Genomic DNA, 26,194 nt, shown 5'->3' with positions numbered 1-26,194 from the left:
CGTTGGATTTATTAAAAGGTCTATTTGTGTATTTCAATCAGGAGATGACTTAAAAGAAAGCGTTTTTTACAATGACTGTGTAGCGCTAGAGCATACAAAGCCTTTACTGTTCAAAATGTATTGATTTTTTATCGTGAAGGAAAAGAGGAGATTTATAACAATTTACCTAGTTATTATTTACGTATTATTATATTTTACGACAGGCCACTTCTCTTGTCGTAAAGCGTTCATTAGCTCTGGCCCTGCATTCAAATTAGTTTGCACTAACTCATGTGGCGTTAATGCTAACCATTGATTTAAAGATATATCTTCAAAGCGGTTACTCTTAAAAACTTCTAAAAACCAAAGACTTTCTTCTCCTATGTTTTGTATATAATGTCCGAAAGCAAACGGGACATAACCAACATCTCCAGCTCTATAATTAAAGGTTCGCGCGGTACCTTCTGCAGCAAATACTGTCATTCTTCCCTTACCAGTAAGATAATATTGCCATTCATCTGTGTTTGGGTGCCAGTGCATTTCTCTCATGGCACCAGGCTTGATTTCAACTAGAGCTGCTGCAATCGTAGTTGAAACAGGAAAATTGGTAGAATCAACGATTCGAACAGTTCCTCCAGAAGTTATGATTGGCTCTTGTGCCATTAAACGATGTGTAAAGCTCTTTGGTACAGTTCCATAGGGGCTTTGAATAGCTTGATCGTTAATAGGCTTAGGAACTTGTGCTTGAAACATGTAACGTTGCTTGGTAGGAATATGAGCAAAAGCACTTTCAGATACTCCAAAGTTATTTGCCAATATATCTTTTGGTGTATGAGCAAACCAGTCAGAGAGCATAAAAGTATCGCTCTCCGTAAAATTTCCATCATCAAATAAGAGTAAGAATTCACAGCCTCCATCCAATCCCTGAATCGAATGTGGAATGCCAGGTGGAAAATACCAAAGGTCACCTGCCTCTACATCTGCAATAAAGTTTCTACCATCCTGATCAACTGCTGTAATCCGTGCTTTCCCTAGAAGCAAATAAGCCCACTCGGCTTCTTTATGCCAGTGTAACTCCCGTACGCCACCTGGGGTTAGACGCATATTGACACCTGCGATTGTAGTTGCAATTGGTAGTTCTCTAACAGTCACTTCTCGTGCCCACCCTCCGTGATATAGACTCATTGGTGTATCAGAAAATGAGAACTTTAGATTAGGTATTCTGCCAGCATCAGTCTTAGGAGGGACGAGCATATCGGGGTTCTCTATATCTCTCAAAATGTTTCTAGGTCCAAGATCAGTAGCACCAGCTCCATCTTCCCTAATTGGCTGAGGCACATCTTCCGAATGAATCTGATGTCGTTTTTTCATTATGAACACTCCTTGATATGTGATCCTAACGTAGGATGTTTATGATATATAGTTTATGAATTCCATGTTATCCATATGTCCATTGAAAAAGTTAAAATAAACATAATAAAAAAATTAAGAAAATTAACAAAAAACACTTGAAAGTGACAATGTCGTCACTTAAAATAAAATATGAATAGTGAGCATATTACATAATAACTTATGGCTCTTTTCGTAAAACTTTGTTGTTTTTTTCATTAAAAAATATACAGAATGATGAGTTTTATGAGAGCTCAGTAATTGTAAAAGTAGCAAAGGTCCAACTATACGTGCCTATATCTAAGAACGAAAAGCAACAATTATTGAGAAAACAGCCTAAATGATAATCTATTAGTTAGGGGGAAGACAGAGTGGAAACATTTAAAAAGCCAGATGTAGAACAATTTTTACGAGCATATAAAATACAAGATTTTGTTGTAAGTAGTGATGAAAGTCAACTTATTTTCAGTACGAATATTAGTGGTAAATTTAATTTGTGGGCAATGGATTTACCAAATGAATTTCCATATCCACTTACATTTAATGATCAAAGCTGCCATGGACTTCAGTATGATAAGAGTGGAAAATTTGTAATCGTAGCATTTGATCATGAAGGGGATGAAAATGCTCAACTCTATATGATTCCTCCACACGGTGGCGAATTACAGCCAGTTAGAACCTCAGAAGGCCATCGTCACATTTCACCGATTTTATCAGATGATGGCAAACGTTTATACTATACATCTTCAAAAGATGAACCGACTTTCCTAAAGAGTTATTGCTATCACCTCGATTCAGGGAAAGAACAAGTCATTCATGATGGGGAAGGCGCGGCTACATTTTTACTAGATATTAGCCCTAGTGAAGAGAGCTTTATTATTAGTAAGTTTTTCTCTAACACTCACAAGCTATCCTATGTAAAAGTAAATGAGGAGATCATTTCCTTAACACCAGAAACGAATGAGCAGCACACTGTAACAGATGCTATATATGTTTCAGAGACAGAAATTTTTCTAATAACTGATTATGGTGAGGATTTTTCATATATTGCTAAATTTAATATTGAAACTAAAGAGTTTAACAAACTAGTTTCAGTACCTGGTGCAGGGTTCAAAATGATTAAATATGATAAACAACATAAACAACTGTACGCTGTTAGCGAAAAGGGTGTTGAAGATCTTCTATATCGATACGAAATAGATTCGAAGAAATTAGAAGAGGTTGAGAGTCCAGTAGGAGAGGTTCAAAAGTTAACTGTTACAGAAAGTGGTCATTTATATTTATTAGGCACTTCTGCTACAAAGCCAGCAAATATTTATAAAAAAGAAAGTAACTCACATTTATGGAAGCAACTAACAAACAATCGTGTGCTCGGTGTAGATGAGAAGCAGTTAGTCGATCCCGAGGTAATTAAGTATGAGTCGTTTGATGGACTCGAAATAGAAGCACTCTTCTTTAGAGCAACAGCTGCACATAGCAATGGTCATGTTATTTTTTGGCCACACGGTGGACCTCAATATGGCGAACGAAAATTCTTTAGAGGTGTGTTTCAATATTTAATTAATGAAGGATTTAGTATTTTTGCACCTAATTTCCGAGGCTCTACTGGATATGGGTTGAAGTTTACAAAAATGGTTGAAGGTGATTGGGGACATGGTCCACGCCTTGATAATATTGAAGGGTTAGAATACCTAATTAAAAATGGCTATGCAGATCGAGATAAGATTTTCCTAATAGGTGGAAGCTATGGTGGCTACATGTCATTATTGCTACATGGAAGGCATCCGGAATATTTTAAAGCTGTAGTTGATATTTTTGGTCCTAGTGATTTGTTTTCGTTTATTAATTCTGTACCAGATTTCTGGAAACCAAGTATGGATCAGTGGGTCGGAAACCCGGAAAGAGACAAAGAAAAGTTAATTGAATTTTCTCCGATTACATATTTAGATAACATGACCAAACCAATGCTTGTTATTCAGGGAGCGAACGACCCACGTGTTGTAAAAGCAGAATCTGATCAAATCGTAGCAGCACTACAAGAAAAAGGTCGAGATGTTGAATATATGGTGTTAGAAGACGAGGGACATGGATTTTCAAAGCTGGAGAATGAGTTAAAGGTTTATAGAACTGTATCAGCATTCCTTGAAAAATATATGTAATGTGATTAAATAACTATGGGGCTGTCAAACTAGTCAATACTTGACTTTTTGACGCTCCTTTTAAATGTACAATTAGTATTTCATTTTCACTTTTAGTTTCATTCAATTTTTTCAGACAATCATTATTTATATTTTGTTCATGATTATAAACTGGGAAAGGTTCATAGTTCAAAGGAGTGTCCATATGCCCTTGTATAACAAACTTGTTCGTGATTACATACCTCAAATTATTGAAGAATCAGGAAAGAAATATCGAATAAAACATTTATCAGAAGAAGAATATACGGAAGAATTAAAGAAAAAACTGATAGAAGAAATGCAGGAGTATCTTGATGCTAAAGATCATGAATCTGCTATAGAAGAGTTAGCTGATGTACTTGAACTCATACATGCATTAGCAAAAGTTCATCATGTAACCATTGAGAAAGTTGAGGAAAGGCGAGATTTAAAGAACCAAAATAGAGGTGGCTTTAAAGATAAAGTGTTTCTTATTGATGTGGAGGATCATTAAGTGAATGTGAAACATCTTCATTTCAAATCATCTTGTAGAAGCAAGTTTCTAAAATGAAACAAGTATGTTTACCCCGCCCTATAATTAGGACGGGGTAATTATACGTCAGATTAAAATCATTTGCTTATCTTTCAAATACTTCTTAGTAGACTAAAATAGAGAGACATGATTAGTTACCTGATACTACATCGATAGGTATTTTTTGGCCATTACTAAAAAACCGAATGTATTCATAATCCTTATCTTTATTTATCTTAAACAATACATGATTATTTAAGGTCTTATTAGTGTAATCGTCAGTTTCATCTTTGTTAAACCGAACGTTTATTGTATCATCAGTAGCTTCTACATTAAAATTCGTATAGTAAGTAGCTGGATCTCCTTGTATTACATTTTTTCCGTTTAAAAGCACATAAAGTGCTTTTTCGCCATCAAAAAAAAGATAAACCCCATTTTCGCTCTCCACCGATTCGAAAAATTCCCTAACATCTTTGTCAATATGGTTCATAGTTGTTTCTGAAAAAGTTAAACCTGAATTGCATCCTACTAAAAATAAAACAAGTGTAAATAGCGATAAAAGCTTTTTCACAAATAACCCCCTTATACTTCATGTCTATATTTTACATTATATGAATGGTGTGATTGTACTAATTTTCCGTTAACTTATTAGATATTAAAATTTCTTATCTCTTTTTAAAAAGTTGCTTCTTATATAGCCCATGTGGAAAATATAGAATTGTTTGTATACATAGGAGGTAGGGATGATGTATTCCTAATTGAGAAGATGCAATGGGTTGTTGTCAATGTGATAATATTTTATTATATAAAACAAACTATACAAAAATGAGGTGATCATATGGCAAATATAAAATATGAAGTAATAGATAGATTTGGAGTTCTTTCTGAGTCAGCGAAAGGTTGGACAAAAGAGCTTAGAAGTATTAGCTGGAACGATAGAGAGCCGAAATTTGATATTAGAGAGTGGTCTCCTGATGGCGAAAAAATGGGTAAAGGTATCACAGTTACGAAAGATGAATTGATTAAGCTCAGAGACATGTTAAATACGATGGAGCTGTAAGTCACAACGTTTCTTTTGATTTATTCAAGTCTATCGTTAAAATCATTTTTCATGTAGCGGTATTCTTCATAATATCTATTTATGCTATAAGAACGAAGAAGAGATTACATGCATTCTTTTATTTGTATCAGCATGTTCACGTTAAGAGCTTCAATTATACTTAAGTGTCTTATAGTAAGAGAAACTTACTACTAGTTAGAGCTTTGATAAGGTCTTCAATGTGTTGAAATTCCTTGAGGCTGACTTTTGTGTCAGCCTCTTAGTTATGCGACATTTTGTCACATAACTGAGTATTAAGGAATCATTCCGTATTTAATAATGGAGACGAGGATGTTAAATTTAGCAAATATTATTGTTTATGAAAGGGTTTCTTGTAACTATTATTAGGTGGTTTTATACGTTTAAACAGATACCAAGCGCTTGATTTATACTTATTAGTATGACAAGAAACAATTAATGCGAAAACAGCCTGTTTATTTTACTCTTTTTGGGAAAACATGAATAACATTTAAGGCGTCCTTTCATAAACTATAACTAAACCTATACATGCTATAATCGCAGTATACAAACAATATTTTGATTGAAGGTGATGTGATGTTCTCAAATGAAGAACGAGATGCTGTTTACAAGGTCATCGGCAGAAGAAGAGATATTCGATCCTTTTTATCTGATCCATTACCAGTAGATGCTATTCAACGAATTCTTCAGGCAGGGCATAGCGGTCCATCAGTTGGATTTATGCAGCCATGGAATTTCATTTTAATAACTACAGATGATGTGAAAGAACAGTTAGCTTGGGCGGCGGATAAGGAACGTAAAGCATTGGCCATTCATTATGAAGGGGAGAGGAAGAACAACTTTTTAGATTTAAAAGTTGAAGGTTTAAAGCAAGCGCCACTCACGATTTGTGTTACATGTGACCCGACACGCGGTGGTTCACATGTACTCGGGAGAAATTCGATACCTGAAACTGATATTATGTCTGTTTCTTGTGCCATCCAAAATATGTGGTTAGCCTCTTGTGTCGAAGGAATTGCACTAGGTTGGGTAAGTTTTTACAAAAAGAATGATGTTAGAGACATATTAAATATTCCTCCACATATCGACCCAGTTGCACTTCTATCACTTGGTTATACAGATAATTATCCTAAAGCGCCTTTGCTAGAAATCCATAACTGGGAAAAGCGTCAAGATCTACAAAAGTTAATCTACTATGAAACATGGGGAGCTAAAGGGGAGTTGCGTGAAGAAGTTTAGTTACCTTGAATTGCAGTTAACTAAAAATGAAATAGTGTAACGTACTATGCTCGGCATCCATAGTTCAACTTGTTCTCATTAACACAAATAGATGTATATGTAGATAAACCGCTTGCTGCTACGTGTGAGCAAGCGGAAGAGCTTGTTTAATATGGATAATAGATGATAGATCTGAATAAATAGCAAGTTGACCCGTAAATATATAAAATTGACCTGAAAAACGAGTGAAAAGACCCATAAATCATTGAAATTGACCCGAAAAAGGAGTGAAAAGACCCGTAAATTATTGAAATTGACCTAGAAAATAGTAAGGACAAACTCTTATTTATTTTTACCTAAAGTAAATCCACTAAATAGACGTCCTCCAGAGGGCAGTAACACGCTTTCTACCAATGTAATGATTTTTTCTTTATTATTCGTTTGATAGAACAAATCAAACGCTTCGACATATCCCTTCGTAAACGACTTATCAAAATGATTTAAAGAGCGAACAATCCATTTGGACGTACCGGTCGTTCTTAGTACAAACTCGTGAACCAGTTCAGCCAACGTGTTGGCAATAAAGATAGCTTCGAACCTATCTGTGCAGCCAATAAAATCATCAAGGGCATCAGTAATGAAATATCGTTTCATAGTAATAGTCTCTTCGGACCACTGCTCTGGTCCTTTGCTTAATATTTCATTAGCCTCTTGTTTAATTAGACCTATGATGTCGGAGTCTTTTATGACAATCCCTTCGGAAACCATTCTTTGTAAAGATGGTCTCGCCCTTTTATAATCACTATTAAAAAATTGCTTATAGGAAGATAAATTATGAACAAAAACCTCGATAGGCCAATCTAAATAAATGAGTGATTCTCGATATGAACGATCGACATGTTTGTCAAAAATAACGATATCGAGTCAGATGTCTCTGTCGCCTCACCTCTTATGACACTTCCTGCGAGTATAGCTGCATGACAATTTGGAAAATGACAGTGTATAAATTTTCTTGCAGCTTCGATAGGACTTAATCTACTAGCTAAGGCTTTGCCAAGTTCACTACTTGTTCCTGCACCACCATAATTAATACTCCCAGTGTTGTTAAGATCATCCATAATTTTCCTCCGAAGTATATTCTATTTTTTCATTTAATTATATAATATAAATTGGTAATTTATATAAGCTCTTTTAGTAAACTGATGCTATTGTTATCCAATTAATACCAAGTATAGTGATTTTACATGCTTAGTCATTGTTGTACAGAAGGAAAGATAACAGGAACTCTATTTTTGTACGTTTTTGGCTCATAGTATGAAAAGCAACAATTAATGCGAAACAGCCTTTATATATCATTTAAAAATTAAGACGAGGTATAAAATGGAGCCCTATAAACTATTAAATCAAATCATAGATACATATAAGCGTATATTAGATAATAATCTAGTAGGTATATATTTACATGGTTCACTGGCGATGAATTGCTATAATGATTCGAGTGATATAGATTTTGTTGTTGTCGTAAAACAACCAATCGATTTTACTATAAAAAAAGAACTCATTCATGCCATTATTCAATTAGAAAATGTTCCTCCTAAGGGAGTGGAAATGAGTGTCATTCTGGAGAGGTTTGCACATGAAATCGTACATCCAACACCGTTTGAGTTGCACTATTCAAATTTTCATAAGGAAAGATACTTATCAGACAATAATTATATATGCGGAGGGTATACAGATCCTGAATTAGCGGCCCATTTGACTATTATTTTTCATAGAGGTAAGTGCTTATATGGAAAAGAAATTGATGAAGTTTTTACAGACGTACCAAGAGATATTTATATTGATGCTATTTGGTACGATATTAAAAATGCCAAAAATGAAATTGTGGATGATGCAGTCTACTTCACTTTAAACTTGTGTCGTGTACTTTATTATGTAACAGAAGGTGTTATTTGTTCAAAACTTGAAGGTGGATATTGGGGTCAGGAAAACTTACCCCAACGATATCGAAAAATAATCGGTGATGCTGTAAAAGTGTATATTGGTCAATTAGGAGAAATGAATATTACAGACGATAGATTATTAAGCTTTGCAGATTATATGTTACATGAGATAAGAAAAAACATCATGCCTATTAAGTAGGGTGCTTGAAATCTAACGCTTTCAAACAGTACATTTATTAGGAGCGTGATCAGGTGACATTTACGTTTAATTTTTATAAGAATGTTCCTAGGCTTATTTTTAGACTCATTGCATAGGTAGACGAAAATAGTCTTGCGAAAAAAGAAGGATGATTTTGAATATTAACTCTTTATGAATCCCAACATTTACATTTAAAACAATACTGAATACCTATATAAATCCTGTTATAATGAAATAGAAGCAAAAGTAAGAAGTCATACATCAGACTTCTTTGGCTATATTTTTTTGCTTTCCATGTAAACGTATTCAATAGAACATAGTTGAGAGAGGAGAATGCAAGTGTCTAAGCTTACTAGAAAGCGAACAAGCTTCGTATTGGTGGCTTTATTAGTGTTCAACTTATTTAATGTTGGACTTGTGAGTCAATCGTTTGCAGCAGAAACTTTTGTTGAAACTTTTGACAACTCTAATGCAACAGGAAGTTATGGAACAGACTCATTTGTTGGAAACGATGGGGTGACTTGGTCATATGTAGCTTCACGTGATGAAGGTGATTATCCAATTGACGGTAATGGATTAATGTTACGTCGTTCAAGCGACAATAGTAGTATTAATTCTAGCCCAATTTCAGACGGTATTAGCTCTTTTTCAGTAGATCTAAAGAAAGGTTTCACTGGAATTGGTAACCGACAAGTAGAGTTATTTATAAATGGTGAATCAAAAGGTTTATCAGAAGCATTTGATGACACTGATATTCATACTTTTTCAGTAGATGAGTTAAATATTGCTGGAGAGGTAGAAATTCAGTTAGTAAATGTAACAGGCAAACAAATCGTTATCGATAACATTACTTGGACAAGCTTTGATGGAGAAGTTACACAAGCTTCAAAAGTTAAGGCTTCTGTTAACTCGGGGGAAGTAGACGCTGGAACGGAAGTTACATTGTCAACTTCAACTAATGGTGCAGACATTTTTTATACAACTGATGGTACAGTACCAACGGCAGAAAGCACATTATATGATGCACCAATCGCAATCAATGAAGATGTAACGATTCAAGCGATTGCAGTAAAAGAAGGATTAGATGCAAGTAATGTAGCTTCATTCTCATATACTGTAAAAGCACCACTTGAAGTGCAACCTATCGCAGATACACGCGCACTTGAAGTAGGTAGTGAAGCGAAAATTGAAGGAGTTGTCACTGCTTCGTTTGTGACAGGTGGAAAGACAAATCTTTTCGTACAAGATGATTCAGCTGGAATCGTCGTTCGTGGTGATATTGCAGCGAATATTGGTGACCGTATTTCAGCAGAAGGTACAATGAATCAATATTATGATATGGCTCAATTAGAAGTAGATACTATTGACGTAATCGTCAATAATGAAGGTGTACCAGCACCACAAATTATATCGTCAGCTGATTTAACTAGCACTACAGGTGAAGCTGTTGAAGCTGAATTAGTAAAAGTTGAAAATGTAACAATTACTGAAGTAGATAGTAATGGAAACTTCACTGGTGTAGATGTAAATGGTGAGTTCAAACTACGTCCACAAGATCGTAGTCTACTAGAAGTAGGTAAAACGTATGATTATATCACTGGAGTAATTGATTATAATTTTAGTGAATATAAGCTTACACCACGATCTGCAATAGATGTGGTTGAAGATATCTTCTCGGTATTTGCAAACCCAGCATCTGGTACAATTGAAATCGGATCAACAGTTGAATTAACAACTTTAGTAGAAGGTGGAGTCATCTACTACACAGTAGACGGCACAGATCCATCAACTGCAAGTGAAGTATATAGTGAGGCTATAGAAGTTATAGAAGATGTAACAATTAAAGCGGTCGTTGTTAAAGACGGAGAAACAAGTGATGTTGCTGTGTTCGATTACCAAGCAATTTTACCGCTTGATTCCCTTAATATTCATGATATTCAAGGTGTAGGACATGTTTCCTTATATGATGGGGAAATTGTTAAAAATGTAAAAGGTATCGTTACACACTTAGATGGATCAAATGGTTTCTTCATGGAGTCAGTAGAAGCTGATGACGACATTCGTACATCAGAAGGAATCTATGTCTACTTCAAAAATTCTGGTGTGAAAGTCGGCGACCTTGTATCTATTACAGGTGAGGTAGAAGAGTTTAAACCGCGTGGTTACAATGACGCAAAAGATTTATTAACGACAGAAATTAAAGGATCTACAGTAACAGTTGAAGCATCTAATCAACCATTACCAGCACCTGTTGTAATCGGAGATGACCGTATCCAACCGACCAAGGTGATTGATAATGATGCATTTGCTGAATTTGACCCTGAAGAAGATGGCATTGATTTCTACGAAAGCTTAGAAGGAATGCGTATCGTATTAGATGGTGCGACAGTTGTCGGACATCCTAAATACGAAGAAGTTCCAGTTGTAGTAGACAGTGCAGTTGACTCATATCGATCTGAAGCTGGTGGTGTAATCATTTCACCAGAAGACTTCAATCCAGAGCGTTTGTTAGTGAAGCTTGGCAAAGATATGGATCTCAAAACAGGTGATCAATTTGATGGACCAATAACTGGTGTTCTAAGCTATGATTACAGTAACTTTAAGCTAGTATTAACTGAAGATCTACCAGAAGTAATTGACGGTGGACTAGAAAGAGAAATTACGAACATTGAAAAAGCAGAAGATAAATTAACAGTAGCTTCATACAATGTCGAAAACTTCTCTGCTGAAACTGATCAAGAGAAAATAGACAAAATAGCTCATTCAATTATTGAAAACTTAAAAACTCCTGACATTGTAGGATTAATAGAAGTACAAGACAATGATGGACCAACTGATAGCGGTACAACTGACGCTAGTTTAACATATGAAGCGTTAATTGCAGCAATTGAAGCAGCTGGTGGACCGACTTATAAGTACACAGATATCGCACCAGAAGACAAGATGGATGGTGGACAACCAGGTGGTAATATCCGTGTGGGATATATTTATAACCCAGAGCGTGTAAGTCTAGTTGATAAACCAGCCGGTGATGCAACAACTGCTGTAGGATACGATGAAAATGGCTTAACAATGAACCCTGGACGCATCGACCCTACAAATGAAGCATTTAGTAACTCTCGTAAATCACTTGCAGCTGAATTTGAGTTCAACGGTGAAAGAGTCGTTGTTATAGCGAATCACTTAAATTCAAAACGTGGTGACGGAGCGTTATATGGTAGTGAACAACCTGTTGTTTTAGGTAGTGAGCCTAGTCGTGTTGACAAATCACAAGTATTAAACGACTTCATTGATGGTGCATTAGCAGTAAATCCAGATGCAAACTTTGTAGTACTTGGAGACATGAACGATTTTGAATTCTCAGCTCCATTACGTACGCTAGAAGGTGACGTATTAACAAACATGATTGAAGAGTTACCTAAGGAAGAACGTTACACATATATTTATGAAGGTAACTCACAAGTGTTAGACCACATTTTAGTATCAAACAATGTAGCAGCTAATACTGAAGTAGACATTGTTAACATTAATACAGACTTTACAGAAGCGTCAGGTGCAGCGAGTGATCATGACCCTATATTAGTTCAAATAGGATTTGCTGTTGATCCAATCGAAGAATTAAACAGCTTAGTTGTTGACTTTAAAGATGGCAGCTTATCTGCTGAGGAGTTAGCTCAAATTCTAGCTGAATTGGTCTTAGCTGAGGAAGTTAGTGCAACTGATGTGAAGGCTACAATTACTGAAGTTATTTTAGCTGATGTTACTGATAAAAAGACAGTGAAGCATGTTGAAACGTCTGCTGATCATATCGAGCGTGACTTAGCTAAAATGGTAACAGAAGTAAATAAGCATGGAATGTCCAAGTTCTCTAAGTATGTAGATAAAGTAGAAAATGAATTAGAGAAAATTTTAAAGAAACTGTAGTTAGATAAATAATATAACTGTTAAGAGGATGACCTTGAGTCATCCTCTTTTTGTAAGGCTCATTTTGTAAACAATGTTGTTGATTTTACTAAAAATGAAAATTGTAGTTGTAAGAGCTAAATTTGTAAATGTAGAAAAGGCACCATGAATGCTAAATGCAGCCGTGCTTATATCAAAGAACGAAAAGCAACAATCAAACATTTTTTGAGGAACAATTCATCGTACGAGACATTTATCGTCCCGTTTCATTTCAAACAATATAATAACGATTACTAGCATTAATCGGCTGTTTATGAAGCATGTTCATTCGTTGTTTCATGCTTTCTAACAATTCCTAATCTCGCGAATGCTATTCCGATAAAAGCAAATAATATGTATAAAAAGCTCATTCCAATTCCACCGATTTGTTGTCCAACAATGATACCGAGTGCCCCGAACATTTTGCCAATTTGAAAAATAAATCCATTAAATGCCATATAAGCACCTCGACGAGTATCATCTACAATGTCTGCTAGAATCGATTGTCTAGTTGGAACAAACAATAGTTCACCGATGGACAATATAATTATTGCAATAAACAACAATAACACATCATTTGAAAAGGCTAGAATCGCGTATCCTGCACCAAATAATAGGCACCCGATATACATTATGGGCTGTTCTGCTTTATTTTTTATTAATTTTGAAACAAATGAAGTAAACAATACAATGATTAACGTATTCCCCACGAATAATAAACTTAAGAGCTTTACTCCATCTAAGGAAAACTGTATATTTCCAAATAGAGACACAACTGTTGGAATAATTTCCCCTTCTAACCTTACTGCTATAAAATTGTTTCTTTGGTGCTCTAGTGATAATATTGCTATCCCACCAATGGTAAATAAGACAAATGGTATATCTTTTATCACAGTTTGATAGCTTAGCAGTAGTGGTTTTATTCCGTATGGTTTCAACGCTTCTACTGGTTTTTTTGAAGTATATGTTTCTTTAATAAGAGTAATTGTCATCGTTAAAGTGATGATAGAGATGATAAATAAGATTATTAGTAGCTCGAAAAAATGAGTTATAAAAAGCCAACCACCAACCAGTAATCCGAGCATTATTGATAAATTGACAGCCCAGTAGTTGATCGAATACATTAAAGTACGAGTTTCTTTCGTACTTACATCGATCAGCATCGCTTCAGCTGCTGGATTTATAAGACCTGAAGCCACACCCATAATAATGACCATTAAAAATGTAGCCCAGGGTGATGTGAAAATGGGGGAATTTACTGTGATCATACCTAGAAAAGCGAATACTTTCAAACATTCACCAATGACCATCATTTTTTTTCTACCAATTGTATCAGCAAAATAGCCTCCATATAAACTAGAGATAAATTGAATAACGACTTGAGTTAATATAAAGAATCCTGCATAAGTAGCGTTTAACTCTCTCGTATAATAGATTGCCATAAATGGGAAAATCATTGAAGCGATCACGCGACTCAAAAACGACGTATATATTCTAATACGAATATTGGGATGTAACTCTTTCAACATGAGATTTTCCTCCTTCCCAATAATTATCCTTTGTTCGACAAGTGATAAAAAGGGTATATTGTAATATATACAGAAAATAAATTCTGGTAGTGATTATATGAAAAATTACCCATATATTAATCATGTCATATTTTCTATATCAAAAAAACAATAATTTACAAAGTGAAAATTATGGATAAAAAAGTAATCTAACATATGATTGTTATGTATCTATCATACAAAGAAAGGTTGGAAAGTGATGATTAACAAGACAGCTATCGTTACTGGATCTTCAAGCGGGTTTGGTTATGTAACGGTTATCGAGCTAGCAAAGGCCGGTTTTCATGTAGTCGCAACTATGAGGGACCTTACAAAATCAGCACAACTTGAACAGGAATTAAATAGTCACAACTTACTCGAACAAGTAGATATAGAATATGTTGATGTAACGAGTCAGGAATCTATTAATAAGTTAGTAGAAAAATGCTCAAAGTATAACAGTGTAGATTTACTCGTCAATAATGCAGGTTTTGCAGTGGGAGGCTTTGCTGAGGAAGTTACGATTGATGAGTACCGTAAGCAATTTGAAACGAATGTATTTGGCTTGATGGCAATGACTCAGGCAGTTCTACCTATAATGAGGAAACAGAGAAGCGGCCGGATTATTAATATGAGTAGTGTTTCAGGTTTGATAGGATTTCCTTCTATATCTGCTTACGTATCTTCAAAGTTTGCAGTTGAAGGCTATAGTGAATCGCTACGCATAGAATGTAAGCCATTCGGAATTGATATTGTGTTGATTGAACCAGGTTCATATGCCACAAATGTGTGGAAGGAGGGAAGATCCAATTCTACAGGGATAGGGAATGAGGACTCTCCTTATGCAACACATTTAGCAAAAATTGAAGAAAGGCTAGCAAAGGAAGAAAAAAACTTGGGGAATCCCTTAGATGTGGCAAAGTTGGTTGTTTCTGTTGCAAATAAACACAATCCAAAACTTCGTTATAAAATTGGTAAAGGTATAAAAATGAACGTGTTCATGAAGCATTTAATACCATGGAACATATGGGAAAAGATTATTTTACGGTTATTATATAAGTAGAATGTTAGAAATCTACTAGTAAGTTTGTCGCTAGATTATAAGAATGATTGTTAAAAGGGTTAAGGGGTCAGACCCCCTAAAATCGTAAAAGAGACTATCAGCTCTTTTCGAAATAATAGATTTGGTAAGTCTGACCCTATTGGCTAATTTTTTATTTTATAAAGAATGTATCTTCAACCTAGTTATTATTAATCCTTGCTGATTTGTTTTTTTCTTCGCCATTCCCGCATTAAGTCATAAAAATGCCAAAGGGATAGGTCCTTTAAGAAATCTGGATTGTGCATACAAGTTCACCTCTTAATTTGATATATGTTTTTAGTTACACGTTGATCATGGCTATTTTTTGCTTTTACGAAAAATGAGCCTTGTTAATAAAACCGAAATATTATTAACCTACTTAATCGAATGATGTGCTTTTTCATCTTAATCATCACCTTCCTAGATAAAATAAAAAAAGACCGTTATGGTCTTTTTAATTTATATAAATACTTAGTTTGGGAGTACCTCAAAATTATTCTTAAAGAGAGGCACAACAAAAAAGTATTTAACACTATTATAGAAAAATATGGTTATCGTGAATATAAAGCACCATATTTTTTCTAGCATCATAAAAAAACCATAGAGAGGCTCTCTACGGTTTTACATGCATAATAAATAAATATATTCTATTAAAGAATAGCATCCAATAGAGGCCGGTTATTACATATTAAGTTCGTTGAGTTAATTGTTTCGTTTATCATGTGTAGACCTCCTTAGTATTTCTATCATTATCCAGTATATAATATATTTGGAAGGTAGTAAATAGCTATATTGCAAATATTTATTCTTTCGTTAAAGACAATAGTCAATGTTGTATCATTATAAGTTAATTTGTTATTCCAAAGGCATCAGCGATGAGTTCATAGGAGCGTACTCGAGCATCAAAGTCATGCGTAATCGTTACAATCATTATTTCATCTGCATTGTAAGATTCTTTTAATGATTCTAGTTGTTCTTTTACTTGGATTGGGTTACCTACGATCATTCTCTTACGATTTTCTTTCATTCTCATGTAATCCAACTCAGTATAATTATATTCTTGCGCTTGTTGAATACTAGGAACCCCACGTTTACTCTCGCCCTTTTCTAACAATAGTGCTGCTAAATCAATACTTTTGTTTATTTTTTCTGCTTCTTCATTCGTTTCAGCACAAGTGACAAAGACAGCAACACTCGTATGAGGCTGTTGATTAACAGGAGACGGTTTAAAGTTCTCTTGATAATGACGAACGACACCTTGCCCACCATTACCATTAATAAAATGAGCGAATGTATATGAAGCGCCTAACTCGGCTGCCAATTTAGCACTGCCACCACTAGAACCTAACATCCAAAGTTCAGGTGCTGTTGAAATTTCAGGTGTTGCTATTAACCCAGGGTGTAGCTTATATTCTTCAACTTCGTGTAAATAACCGACTAACTCCTGGATTTGGTTTGGATATTGATGGAACTTCTTCGTATCTCCTCCTGTTAAGGCCATTGTTGAAAGTGAATGACCACCTGGAGCTCTACCTACTCCTAAATCTATACGGTTCGGATAAAGCGCTTCGAGCATGCGGAAATTTTCAGCTACCTTATATGAGCTATAATGTGGCAGCATGACCCCACCTGAACCTACACGAATTTTTGATGTTTTTGCAGCTATATGTGATATAAGCACTTCTGGAGTGGAACTTACAAGATTAGTAGAACTATGGTGCTCAGCAACCCAATAACGATGATAGCCTAACTTTTCTGTTATTTGAGCAAGCTTCACTGTTTGATTGATCGCCTCGACAGGTGTCACACCTTCAGGTACGGGTGATTGATCTAACACACTTAATCGGACCATTTATCTCATTTCCTTTCATAATAGAATATTATAGTAACTTTATATTATTTACTTACTTAATGTAACTAACTGTTTCTTTATGATATAATGAAATAACGCATCTGTCAAAATATATAAGTCCTTCTAGTAACTTTCGTGTTATGATGACAAATTTTTAAAATAGTATCATGAGTATTGGCATACATGCTTATTTTAGTGTTGTACAAAAAGAGACAATATATGTGAATGCAAAGCTTATTTCAAAAGGCTCTTTCGGTAACCTTTACTGCTATTGTTACTTATAAGGTTGTCATCGTTTTCAGAAGAAAGCCGTCATGTACTCTAGTTATGTACGAGGCAAGTCCTTAGTGCTAAAAACAACAATCAAGGTGAAAAACAGCCTTTCAAAAACATTGTTGCAGTATTCACAAAATCATATTAAATTACGGGCTTACGCGAGTGTCAGCGTTAAATAGATAAAAAGATGAGGAAACACATAGTTGCAAACGTACTTATTTCTTCGCAAAAAAAAAAATCAAGATGAAAAAAGTTACTTATATAAGCACTTTTTGGGGGTGAATTGTTTGGAAAAATCAAAGTCATGTGCGAACTTCCAACACACATGTGATTTATTAGGAAAGAGGTGGACTCTTTTAATTATTCGTTCGTTATTGTCAGGCTCGAAGCGCTTTAAAGAGATGACAGATGACATTGATAACATTAGTCACCGTGTATTAGGAGAGCGCTTAAAAAATTTAGAGCAAGATAATTATGTCGTTAGGCATGTCTATCCTGAAACTCCAGTACGGATTGAATATGAGTTGACCGAAAAAGGTAAAGACTTAGCTGAAACGATTACAGCGTTGGAAAGATGGGCAGAGAAATGGACACATTAAATGGATAGTAAAAATGGCAAGAGGCTGGGATATAAGTTCAAATCTAACTGATTTTTATACAATACTCAAAAATATAACCGCATGAAATCAAGGTTTATAAATTTGATTTCGTGCGGTTTCTTCATTTTAATTGGGTTTTGTCCCAGCCTCTTTTGCGTTAATGGTTTCATTTGATTTTATGAAAGGTTGACTGTGGAACTAGCATGAAGCTTTGCTTCCAAATCTGCTTAAAAAAGTTTTTATTATTTCATCTTTTAAAGGCTTAAACTGTTCATTACTCTGACAAGGCTGGAAAAGTGCAGGCCATGTTAAAGCTCCTTCGACCATGGCATGAAAAATTTGTGCAGCCATGTATGGGTCAGGTACTTTCATTCGTCCATCTGCATCTGCGGATGTTAACCATGCTACGAGATTATCGTGAGGGGGACCATATTTAGATTTTGTTTCCTTAAGTAGCTGATAATCTTGCATAAATACAGTAGTAAGGACTTTACACAATGCTAGTCGATTAGGGTCATTAACTAGAAAAAGTTCTGCATCAGCAAAGAGCTCAAGTTGTTCTTCAATCGTTTTATCAGGAGAATAGCTTATATTTTTTAATAATTCTTGTTCAGATAAAAACCTTTTGAACACTGCTTGGAATAGATCATCTTTATTTGAAAAATGATTATAAACTGTACGTTTTGAAACTCCTGCATGATTGGAAATACGATCCATAGATGCCTTTTCGTATCCTTCTACTACAAAGGCTTTAATAGCCCCGTCCATAATAGCTTGACGTTTTTTTGATGTTTCCACAACTTTTTTGCTATCCATCGCTTCATACTCACTTTCTAAAAAATTTTACATAAACTACACCGTGTAGTGCAAAATAGGTATTGACTAAATGTAAACTACACCGTATAGTATACACTAAAGGTGAATAAAATTCAACAATAACCAAAATTTGTTAAACCTTAATAAATAACATGAAGGAGGAAACTGATGAAAGCTATTGTTTTCACTAAATACGGGTCACCTGATGTTCTTCAATACAAAGAAGTAGTAAAGCCGATTCCTAAGGAAGAAGAAGTTCTTGTAAAAGTGTATGCAGCTGCTGCTAATCCACTTGATTGGCGTTTTATGAGAGCGAAGCCATTTTTAGCTCGTATAGAAAATGGTCTCTTTAAACCTAAAAACATGCGGCTTGGTGCAGATATTGCTGGAAAAGTTGTTGAGGTTGGTAGCAATGTAACACATTTTAAGATAGGTGATGAAGTATTTGGGGAGAAGTTTGAAACAGGCTTGGGAGGTTTTGCAGAATATGTATCAGTCCCTGAAGGTGCATTGGCTATGAAGCCTGCTAACATATCTTTTGTAGAAGCAGCTGCTGTTCCAATTGCTGCCCTTACTGCATTGCAAGGCTTGCGCAATGAAGGGAAAATTCAACCAGGGCAGACAGTGTTGGTTAATGGTGCATCAGGAGGCTTGGGGACATTTGCAGTACAGATATCCAAAGCAATCGGAGCAGAGGTAACTGGCGTGTGTAGCTCAAAAAATGCGGATTTGGTACGTTCTATTGGTGCAGATAGTGTGATTGATTACATGAATGAAGATTTTACGAATAATGGAATTGGATATGATCTTATTTTTGATGCTGTAGGAAATCGTTCTGTTTCAGATTTAGAAAGGGCGTTAAGAACGAATGGGACTTGTGCTATAGCAGGATTTACAAATATCGCTCGTTTAATTGAAATTAACGTCAATGGAAGACGGGTTTCTCGAACTGGCAGGAAGACTATCGGAATGATGAAAACGGTTCATACGAACAAAGAAGATTTGCTTTATTTGAAGGAGCTACTTGAATCTAAGAAAGTCGTACCAGTCATTGATAAATGTTTCCCGTTAAATGAAGCAGCTGAAGCGCTTAAGTATCTTGAGACCGGGCGTGCTAGAGGAAAAGTGATTATAACTGTAGTTTAACTATACTAGCTAGGTGAGGTGATTAAATTATCGTTCTACTAATAATAGTTTTGTATTGATGTATAAAACAGCAAAGCTCTTTTCGTAAACTTGGTTCACAGAAAAATTGAGGAAATTAAATATGCTTTATATAATTTCCTAATCTTTTAAGCAGAAAGGATGTTACGAGTTATTTCATGTTTAGCTCTAAGTATGAAAAGCATCAATAAATGCAATAACAGCATGTAGAATTAGATCGTTAAGAAAGGAGAATGAGAGTGCTTACAGAGAAAAAAGTAATTGATCTTGATAGAAAAACAACACTTTCAGCATTGTGGATATTTGTATTGTTAAATGTCATTTTTCGAGATATACATGAATTATTTAGACCTGGGCTTCTACAGGAAATGATGATGGGAAATGTGAATGGAACGATAATTACCGAAGAGCTTTTATTGGTATTTGGAATACTGTTAGAGATTCCTATTGCTATGGTAATTCTCTCTCGAATTTTACAGCACCGAATTAATCGCTTAATAAACATTATTGCTAGTTTCATTACAATGATTATGCTAATTATCTTTGGTGGTATAAATGATCTAGATGATATATTCTTTTTAATTATGGAAATAATAGCGTTAATCGCAATCATATGGTGTGCATGGCGTTGGCCTAGCTCTAGCCCTAGCCCTAGCCCTAGCTCTTTAAAGTAACCTGCTTTATTTTACCTTCTAACAATATCACCACACTACGATCCTTTCACTATCATTATAAATTCATCCTACTCGTATTAATCAATCTATGTTGCAAATAATTAAAACGTTAAAAATGCTCCAACGCTTGTTTGAGGTCAACAAGACGCTGGAGCATTTTGTATTTGCACTTATTTAGTCATTCGTCACTATCTTGTTGTAGTGATAGACCAAGACGTTACATTCCTAATACATTTTGAATACGTTCAATCGCCCAGTCAAGCTCATCTTGTTTAATAACAAGTGGTGGAGCGAATCTGATAACATTTTCATGTGTTTCTTTACATAGCAAACCTTCTGCTTTAAGTGTTTCACAATATTTACGTGCTGGTTCATGTAGCTCTACCCCAATAAATAACCCTCTGCCACGTATTTCTTTTATCATTGGATTATTAATTTCTTTTAGCTTATCTGTGAAGTAATTTCCAAGCTCTAATGATCTTTCTGCAAGCTTTTCATCCTCTAATACTTCTAAAGATGCAAGTGATACCGCACACGCAAGTGGGTTGCCACCAAATGTTGATCCGTGAGAACCAGGGTTAAATACATTAAGAATGTCTTTATTTGCAACTACACAAGAGATAGGGAACACACCACCACCTAGTGCTTTTCCGAGAATCCACATATCTGGTTCTACGTTTTCCCATTCTGTAGCAAACATTTTTCCTGTGCGTGCTAAGCCTGCTTGAATTTCATCAGCAATAAATAATACATTCTGTTCTTTACATAGATCATATGCTTCTTTTAAGAATCCATCTGGAGGAAAAACGATACCAGCTTCGCCTTGAATTGGTTCGAGTAGAAAGCCTGCAGTATTTGGAGTAATCGCTGCTTTCAATGCATCTAAGTCGCCATATGGTATTAGCTTAATACCTGGAAGCATTGGACCGAAGCCACGTTTATATTCAGCTTCAGAAGATAGTGAAACGGCTGTCATTGTTCGCCCGTGAAAGTTTCCTTCACAAGCAATAATTTCAGCTTGATCTTGTGCAATACCTTTAACGTCATAACCCCAACGACGTACGGCCTTAATTGCCGTTTCAACTGCTTCGGCTCCTGTATTCATAGGTAAAGCCATTTCTTTACCTGTCAATTCACAAATTTTTTCATACCAAGGGCCTAGTTGATCGTTATGAAAAGCGCGTGAGGTTAATGTTACTTGATCAGCTTGATCTTTCAATGCTTGAATTATTTTTGGATGACGGTGCCCTTGGTTAACTGCAGAATAGGCACTTAACATATCCATATATTTATTACCTTCTGGATCTTCAACCCAAACACCTTCTGCTTTTGAAATAACGATAGGTAGTGGATGGTAGTTGTGAGCTCCGTACTTCTCAGTTTGTTCAATGATGCGATTTGAAGTTGTAGTGTTCATCAAATTCTCTCCTTCTTTTACTTAAAAATAGTGTAGTAATATGCATTGCAATTTCCATGCCAACAAAAGGCTTTTCTTACACTATTGTTTCCCAATTTAAACTGTAATAAGTGGTTTTATATGGTATTCCTTGTTTTACTGAAGAAAAAACGCCACAAAGTCTAGGTATGTATATGTTCATTTCATAGTGGAGAACAACAGTCAATGGGAAATAGACTTGTATCATTAGTATTTATCAAATATAAATATGTATTTATGCAAAAAAAATTTGCGTCATGTTATTACATTGTATGATTGGTGCATAATTATATTGCGGCTGTCATGTTGTTCATCTACAATATTATTGTGGTGATGAAGATGAATAACAAAGAACATGAAAATAAGCTTCTGTTTATATTTGATCAACTTGTAGATGAAATTGATGTCGGTGTACATGTGATAGATCAGCATGGACGAACGATAATATACAATAAAAAAATGGCACAAATAGAAGGCATGGAACGTGAAGATGTGTTACACAAAAATTTATTAGAAAGCTATACATTTCAGGATCAACAATCAAGCACACTCATACAAGCGCTCCAACATTTGCATATAACAAGGAATGTAAAACAAACATATTTTAACCTACTAGGAAAAGAAATTACAACTATAAATGATACTTTTCCAATTAGCGATAGCAAAAAACAAATGATTGGTGCGATGGAAATTGCTAAAGATGTAACTAAACTTGAGAGACTTATACGCGAAAATATGCAGAAAAAAGGAAATGCAACTTTTACATTTGAACATATTTTAAGTGGTAGTCAAGTAATGAAGGAACTAATTGAGACTAGTAAGCGAGCAACACGAACATCGTCATCTGTGCTCATTGTCGGTGAGACTGGAACAGGAAAAGAATTATTTGCTCAAAGCATTCATAACGGTAGTTCTCGATCTGCAAAACCCTTTATATCACAGAATTGCGCTGCACTTCCTGATCATCTTATTGAAGGGCTATTATTTGGTACGAAGAAGGGTGCCTTTACAGGAGCAATAGAGCGGCCAGGGTTATTTGAACAAGCGGAAGGCGGGACATTACTGCTCGATGAAATCAATTCTTTGAATCCTGTATTACAAGCTAAGCTGTTACGTGCACTTCAAGAAAAAAGTATACGTCGCATCGGAGACACGAAAGATACGCCAATCGATGTACGTATTATAGCAACAATGAATGAAGATCCAATAGATGCAATTGCCGAAAGACGATTAAGAAAGGATTTATATTATCGCTTAAGTGTAGTCTCAGTATTTATTCCGCCATTACGTGATAGAAAAGAGGACATTAATCTGCTATTAAAAAGTTTTATTAACAAGTATAATAAACTGTTTGGGATGAGTGTTAAACAAATCGACGATCAAGTAATGAGATCTTTTTATGAATATGATTGGCCTGGAAATGTAAGAGAACTGGAACATATCGTAGAAGGTGCAATGAATTTTATTGAAGAGAATGAAGACATTACATTTGCACATTTACCAATTCAATTTAGAAATAAACCTCAGTTCAAGCAGCATACTATTCACGTTGCCTTAAATAAGGAGGAGTCATTGAAAACACTTGAAGAATATATGAATAATATGGAGGTTGAGTATATTACAAAAGCTCTTCAAGTTAATGATTATAATATATCTAATACTGCAAAAGCTCTTGGCATGAGTAGACAGAGCCTTCAATATCGACTGAGAAAATATCATATTAACAGGGACTATTCGTGAACTTATCATTATTGTTAATACATTTGAGTAATTAGGTATGTTTTTCTAGACTTTGGATAGGTATTTTTCGAAAATTATGTTGCTTATAAAAGATTGTGTTTCTCTGCTAGTTTTTAGTATGAACACCAATATTAATGAAACAAGAATCGTTCCTGTCATTGATTTAGGTTTTCTTCATAAACTTTGTTGCTAAGAAGACTAAATACATGAAAAATGCTCGGTTTATAGTTATTTTTTTCTTAGAACGAAAAGCAACAATTATTGAGAAAACAGTCTAGGTTTACGAAACACAGCTAAGTGTTTTTTCTGTATAAGCAGATTTTAGACCTTCCATGTAGCAAACAATTCCATTACAATTATAGTGTAAACTTTAAATGAGGGAGACTGGATGATAAATGGAATATATAGTTGGGGCGTTTAATCCATTTCTTATATTATTGTCGATTATACTAACTATATTAGCTACATATACGGCTATAGATTTATTATTAATATATAAAAATGCAAAAAAAAATAAACGACGTATATTTATTAGTGGATCTATTTCTATGGCAATTGGCATTTGGATCGTTAATTTTTTAGGTATACTTGCTAGTGCTCCAAAAGGGATAAAGATATTTCATATACCTCTAGCGACTTTTTCTTTCATTCTAGCACTATTATTTACCGCAACTTCCTTTTCTTTAGTAACTAAAAAATCCACGAAATTTATACATATTTTCATATGTAGTTTAGTAATGACGATTGGTCTTGTCACTAGCCATATTATTGGTATTTCAGCTGTGTCTGATGTTGTCTATAATTTGTTGCTAGTTGCTTTATCAAGTATGATCGTATTAGGAACTTTTGTACTTACTTTTTGGATTTTGTTTCAGCTGCCAACACAGTCTGCAACTATTCGAACATGGATCACACCGATTTGCTCTTTTCTAATTACTTGTGCAATTGTACAAAATCATTTTATTTTAATTAGAGCCTCTAACCTCCAGTTTCAAGGCGGGGGTGGATTGGAGCAAAGTGGGAATCAAGATGTCACAGCATTATTTGTTGTACTAGTATTTTCTATAATGATTTTTTCAGGACTATTGGCAAATAGCATTTCATTAAATAGAAGAGTAGCAACTAAAGAGACATATGCAAAGGATATTACAACCGCATTAGATGAATCTTCAATTGTCGCTATTACTGATGCTAAAGGTTCTATCACATATGTGAATGATAAATTTGTGCAAATATCCAAATATGAGGAGCATGAATTACTTGGACAGAACCATAGAATTTTGAATTCTAATTATCATTCATCTACGTTTTTCCGAGAGCTATGGCAAACGATTGGTCATGGTGATGTATGGAAAGGACAAATTAGAAATAGAGCAAAGGATGGAACCCATTATTGGGTAGATACAACGATTGTGCCATTACTTAATAGCAAAGGAAAACCTTATCAATATGTATCGATTAGAAATGATATTACGAGTAAAAAGCTGACAGAGCTTCAGTTGAAGGATAAATTAAAAGAAATAAGCGATATCAAATATGCTTTAGATCAATCAACAATTGTGGCAATTACTGATCGTCAAGGCTTTATTACTTATGCAAATGATGAATTTTGTAAGATTTCTAAATACGATAGAGAGGACTTACTCGGCAAGAATCATAGTTTGTTGAACTCCAGATACCATTCCGCTGATTTCTTTAAAAACATGTGGCAAACGATAGGGAATGGTGACATATGGAAAGGTGAAATTCGTAATAAAGCCAAGGATGGAACATTTTATTGGGTTTATACAACAATTGTACCTTTTACTAATGAGGATGGAAAACCGTATCAATATTTAGCGATTAGAAATGACATCACAGATCAGAAAAAAACAGAAGAAATGCTTCATCGACAAGATAAATTAGCTGCGGTCGGTCAATTAGCAGCAGGTGTTGCTCATGAAATTCGAAATCCACTCACTTCAATGAAGGGGTATGCGGAATTTCTAAGAGAGGATGAAAATAATATTGAACGACAGGAATTCCTCGATATTATTCTTGATGAAATTGAACGAGTGAACTCTATTGTTGAGGACTTTATGGTACTTGCAAAACCTAATGCACCATTGTTAAAAGTGAGGGATATTATACCAATGATAAATAATGTCTTATCATTGTTAGAATTTGAAGCTAAAAAAAGGAAAGTAAAACTTAAATTCGACTATAACGAGGAAGAAATAAAGGTCGCATGTGATGAAAATCGCTTAAAGCAAGTTTTCTTAAACTTTATTAAAAATGGTATAGAAGCGATGCCAAATGGTGGAGACCTTATTGTAAGAGCGGTCATTCTCGATGAGCATGTTCAAATTTCCATTCATGATACAGGTGTAGGCATTCCAGAAGAAAAGATGAAGAAGTTAGGTGAACCATTTTATACGACAAAACAAGATGGAAATGGGCTTGGGCTAATGGTTAGCTTTAAAATAATTGAAAGTCATTATGGTAAAGTTTTTATTGAAAGTGAAGAAAACAAAGGAACAACCTTTAATATTTTGTTGCCTAAAACGGCTTAGCATAGAAAAGAGGGCAGGAGAG

Annotated in this window: 18 protein-coding genes and 1 pseudogene; 12 read left to right on the top strand and 7 right to left on the bottom strand. The window is 34.9% G+C overall.

Annotated elements, in window-relative coordinates; all coding sequences use genetic code 11:
* Nucleotides 1-177 precede the first annotated feature (177 nt).
* Nucleotides 178-1,350 carry an oxalate decarboxylase family bicupin gene (locus V1503_RS06915; RefSeq protein ID WP_410625815.1) on the bottom strand — a complete coding sequence of 391 codons (1,173 nt, stop codon included), beginning with the start codon at nucleotides 1,348-1,350 and terminating at the stop codon, nucleotides 178-180.
* 389 nt (nucleotides 1,351-1,739) lie between these two features.
* On the opposite strand from V1503_RS06915, the gene V1503_RS06910 reads away from it, so the two are divergent.
* Both V1503_RS06910 and V1503_RS06905 read left to right on the top strand, forming a co-directional pair.
* Nucleotides 1,740-3,527 (top strand): S9 family peptidase, encoded by a 1,788-nt coding sequence (locus tag V1503_RS06910; RefSeq protein WP_410625813.1) that lies wholly within the window; start codon nucleotides 1,740-1,742, stop codon nucleotides 3,525-3,527.
* 184 nt (nucleotides 3,528-3,711) lie between these two features.
* Nucleotides 3,712-4,038, top strand: coding sequence for a nucleoside triphosphate pyrophosphohydrolase (locus tag V1503_RS06905; RefSeq protein ID WP_410625811.1), 327 nt, complete (start codon nucleotides 3,712-3,714; stop codon nucleotides 4,036-4,038).
* Nucleotides 4,039-4,207: 169 nt separating this feature from the next.
* On the opposite strand, the gene V1503_RS06900 is transcribed toward V1503_RS06905, so the two are convergent.
* Nucleotides 4,208-4,627, bottom strand: a complete 420-nt coding sequence (locus V1503_RS06900) for a hypothetical protein (protein ID WP_410625809.1) — start codon at nucleotides 4,625-4,627, stop codon at nucleotides 4,208-4,210.
* Nucleotides 4,628-4,894: 267 nt separating this feature from the next.
* Here V1503_RS06900 and V1503_RS06895 point away from each other — a divergent pair, with 267 nt between their 5' ends.
* Together V1503_RS06895 and bluB are read left to right on the top strand one after the other, a co-directional pair.
* A complete protein-coding gene (locus tag V1503_RS06895; protein WP_320258265.1) occupies nucleotides 4,895-5,116 on the top strand; it encodes a YdbC family protein in 222 nt (73 codons plus the stop codon).
* A gap of 594 nt (nucleotides 5,117-5,710) precedes the next feature.
* A complete protein-coding gene (bluB, locus tag V1503_RS06890; RefSeq protein ID WP_410625806.1) occupies nucleotides 5,711-6,373 on the top strand; it encodes a 5,6-dimethylbenzimidazole synthase in 663 nt (220 codons plus the stop codon).
* A gap of 321 nt (nucleotides 6,374-6,694) precedes the next feature.
* Here bluB and V1503_RS06885 read toward each other — a convergent pair.
* Nucleotides 6,695-7,443, bottom strand: a pseudogene (locus tag V1503_RS06885) (nucleotidyltransferase domain-containing protein).
* Between the two features lie 289 nt (nucleotides 7,444-7,732).
* On the opposite strand from V1503_RS06885, the gene V1503_RS06880 reads away from it, so the two are divergent.
* Complete coding sequence (locus tag V1503_RS06880) at nucleotides 7,733-8,494, top strand: aminoglycoside adenylyltransferase domain-containing protein (RefSeq protein ID WP_410625804.1); 762 nt, start codon at nucleotides 7,733-7,735, stop codon at nucleotides 8,492-8,494.
* Between the two features lie 339 nt (nucleotides 8,495-8,833).
* Nucleotides 8,834-12,418 (top strand): DUF8508 domain-containing protein, encoded by a 3,585-nt coding sequence (locus V1503_RS06875; RefSeq protein WP_410625802.1) that lies wholly within the window; start codon nucleotides 8,834-8,836, stop codon nucleotides 12,416-12,418.
* Nucleotides 12,419-12,708: 290 nt separating this feature from the next.
* Here V1503_RS06875 and V1503_RS06870 read toward each other — a convergent pair whose 3' ends face one another.
* Complete coding sequence (locus V1503_RS06870; protein WP_410625800.1) at nucleotides 12,709-13,965, bottom strand: MDR family MFS transporter; 1,257 nt, start codon at nucleotides 13,963-13,965, stop codon at nucleotides 12,709-12,711.
* 238 nt (nucleotides 13,966-14,203) lie between these two features.
* Between V1503_RS06870 and V1503_RS06865 the strand changes: the two genes are divergently transcribed.
* Nucleotides 14,204-15,046 (top strand): SDR family oxidoreductase, encoded by an 843-nt coding sequence (locus tag V1503_RS06865; protein ID WP_410625798.1) that lies wholly within the window; start codon nucleotides 14,204-14,206, stop codon nucleotides 15,044-15,046.
* 865 nt (nucleotides 15,047-15,911) lie between these two features.
* On the opposite strand, the gene V1503_RS06860 is transcribed toward V1503_RS06865, so the two are convergent.
* Nucleotides 15,912-16,916 carry an LLM class flavin-dependent oxidoreductase gene (locus tag V1503_RS06860; RefSeq protein ID WP_410625796.1) on the bottom strand — a complete coding sequence of 335 codons (1,005 nt, stop codon included), beginning with the start codon at nucleotides 16,914-16,916 and terminating at the stop codon, nucleotides 15,912-15,914.
* A 563-nt stretch (nucleotides 16,917-17,479) separates the two neighbouring features.
* Between V1503_RS06860 and V1503_RS06855 the strand changes: the two genes are divergently transcribed.
* Nucleotides 17,480-17,791, top strand: coding sequence for a winged helix-turn-helix transcriptional regulator (locus tag V1503_RS06855; RefSeq protein WP_250886482.1), 312 nt, complete (start codon nucleotides 17,480-17,482; stop codon nucleotides 17,789-17,791).
* A 198-nt stretch (nucleotides 17,792-17,989) separates the two neighbouring features.
* On the opposite strand, the gene V1503_RS06850 is transcribed toward V1503_RS06855, so the two are convergent.
* Nucleotides 17,990-18,607 carry a TetR/AcrR family transcriptional regulator gene (locus tag V1503_RS06850; protein ID WP_320259050.1) on the bottom strand — a complete coding sequence of 206 codons (618 nt, stop codon included), beginning with the start codon at nucleotides 18,605-18,607 and terminating at the stop codon, nucleotides 17,990-17,992.
* A 168-nt stretch (nucleotides 18,608-18,775) separates the two neighbouring features.
* On the opposite strand from V1503_RS06850, the gene V1503_RS06845 reads away from it, so the two are divergent.
* Nucleotides 18,776-19,753 carry an NAD(P)-dependent alcohol dehydrogenase gene (locus V1503_RS06845; protein WP_410625793.1) on the top strand — a complete coding sequence of 326 codons (978 nt, stop codon included), beginning with the start codon at nucleotides 18,776-18,778 and terminating at the stop codon, nucleotides 19,751-19,753.
* A 257-nt stretch (nucleotides 19,754-20,010) separates the two neighbouring features.
* Nucleotides 20,011-20,445 carry a DUF6326 family protein gene (locus V1503_RS06840; RefSeq protein ID WP_410625791.1) on the top strand — a complete coding sequence of 145 codons (435 nt, stop codon included), beginning with the start codon at nucleotides 20,011-20,013 and terminating at the stop codon, nucleotides 20,443-20,445.
* A 217-nt stretch (nucleotides 20,446-20,662) separates the two neighbouring features.
* Here V1503_RS06840 and V1503_RS06835 read toward each other — a convergent pair whose 3' ends face one another.
* Nucleotides 20,663-21,862: an ornithine--oxo-acid transaminase gene (locus V1503_RS06835; RefSeq protein ID WP_410625789.1), complete on the bottom strand. Its 1,200-nt coding sequence runs from the start codon at nucleotides 21,860-21,862 to the stop codon at nucleotides 20,663-20,665.
* A 357-nt stretch (nucleotides 21,863-22,219) separates the two neighbouring features.
* Here V1503_RS06835 and V1503_RS06830 point away from each other — a divergent pair, with 357 nt between their 5' ends.
* Together V1503_RS06830 and V1503_RS06825 are read left to right on the top strand one after the other, a co-directional pair.
* Nucleotides 22,220-23,620 (top strand): sigma-54 interaction domain-containing protein, encoded by a 1,401-nt coding sequence (locus tag V1503_RS06830; protein ID WP_410625787.1) that lies wholly within the window; start codon nucleotides 22,220-22,222, stop codon nucleotides 23,618-23,620.
* Between the two features lie 395 nt (nucleotides 23,621-24,015).
* Nucleotides 24,016-26,172: a PAS domain S-box protein gene (locus V1503_RS06825; protein WP_410625785.1), complete on the top strand. Its 2,157-nt coding sequence runs from the start codon at nucleotides 24,016-24,018 to the stop codon at nucleotides 26,170-26,172.
* Nucleotides 26,173-26,194 lie beyond the last annotated feature (22 nt).

Source organism: Nanhaiella sioensis (genome assembly GCF_046557775.1).
Classification (GTDB): Bacteria; Bacillota; Bacilli; order Bacillales; family SM2101; genus Nanhaiella; species Nanhaiella sioensis.
Note: the sequence above shows the minus strand (reverse complement) of the source record. Positions and strands in the feature narration are given on the sequence as shown.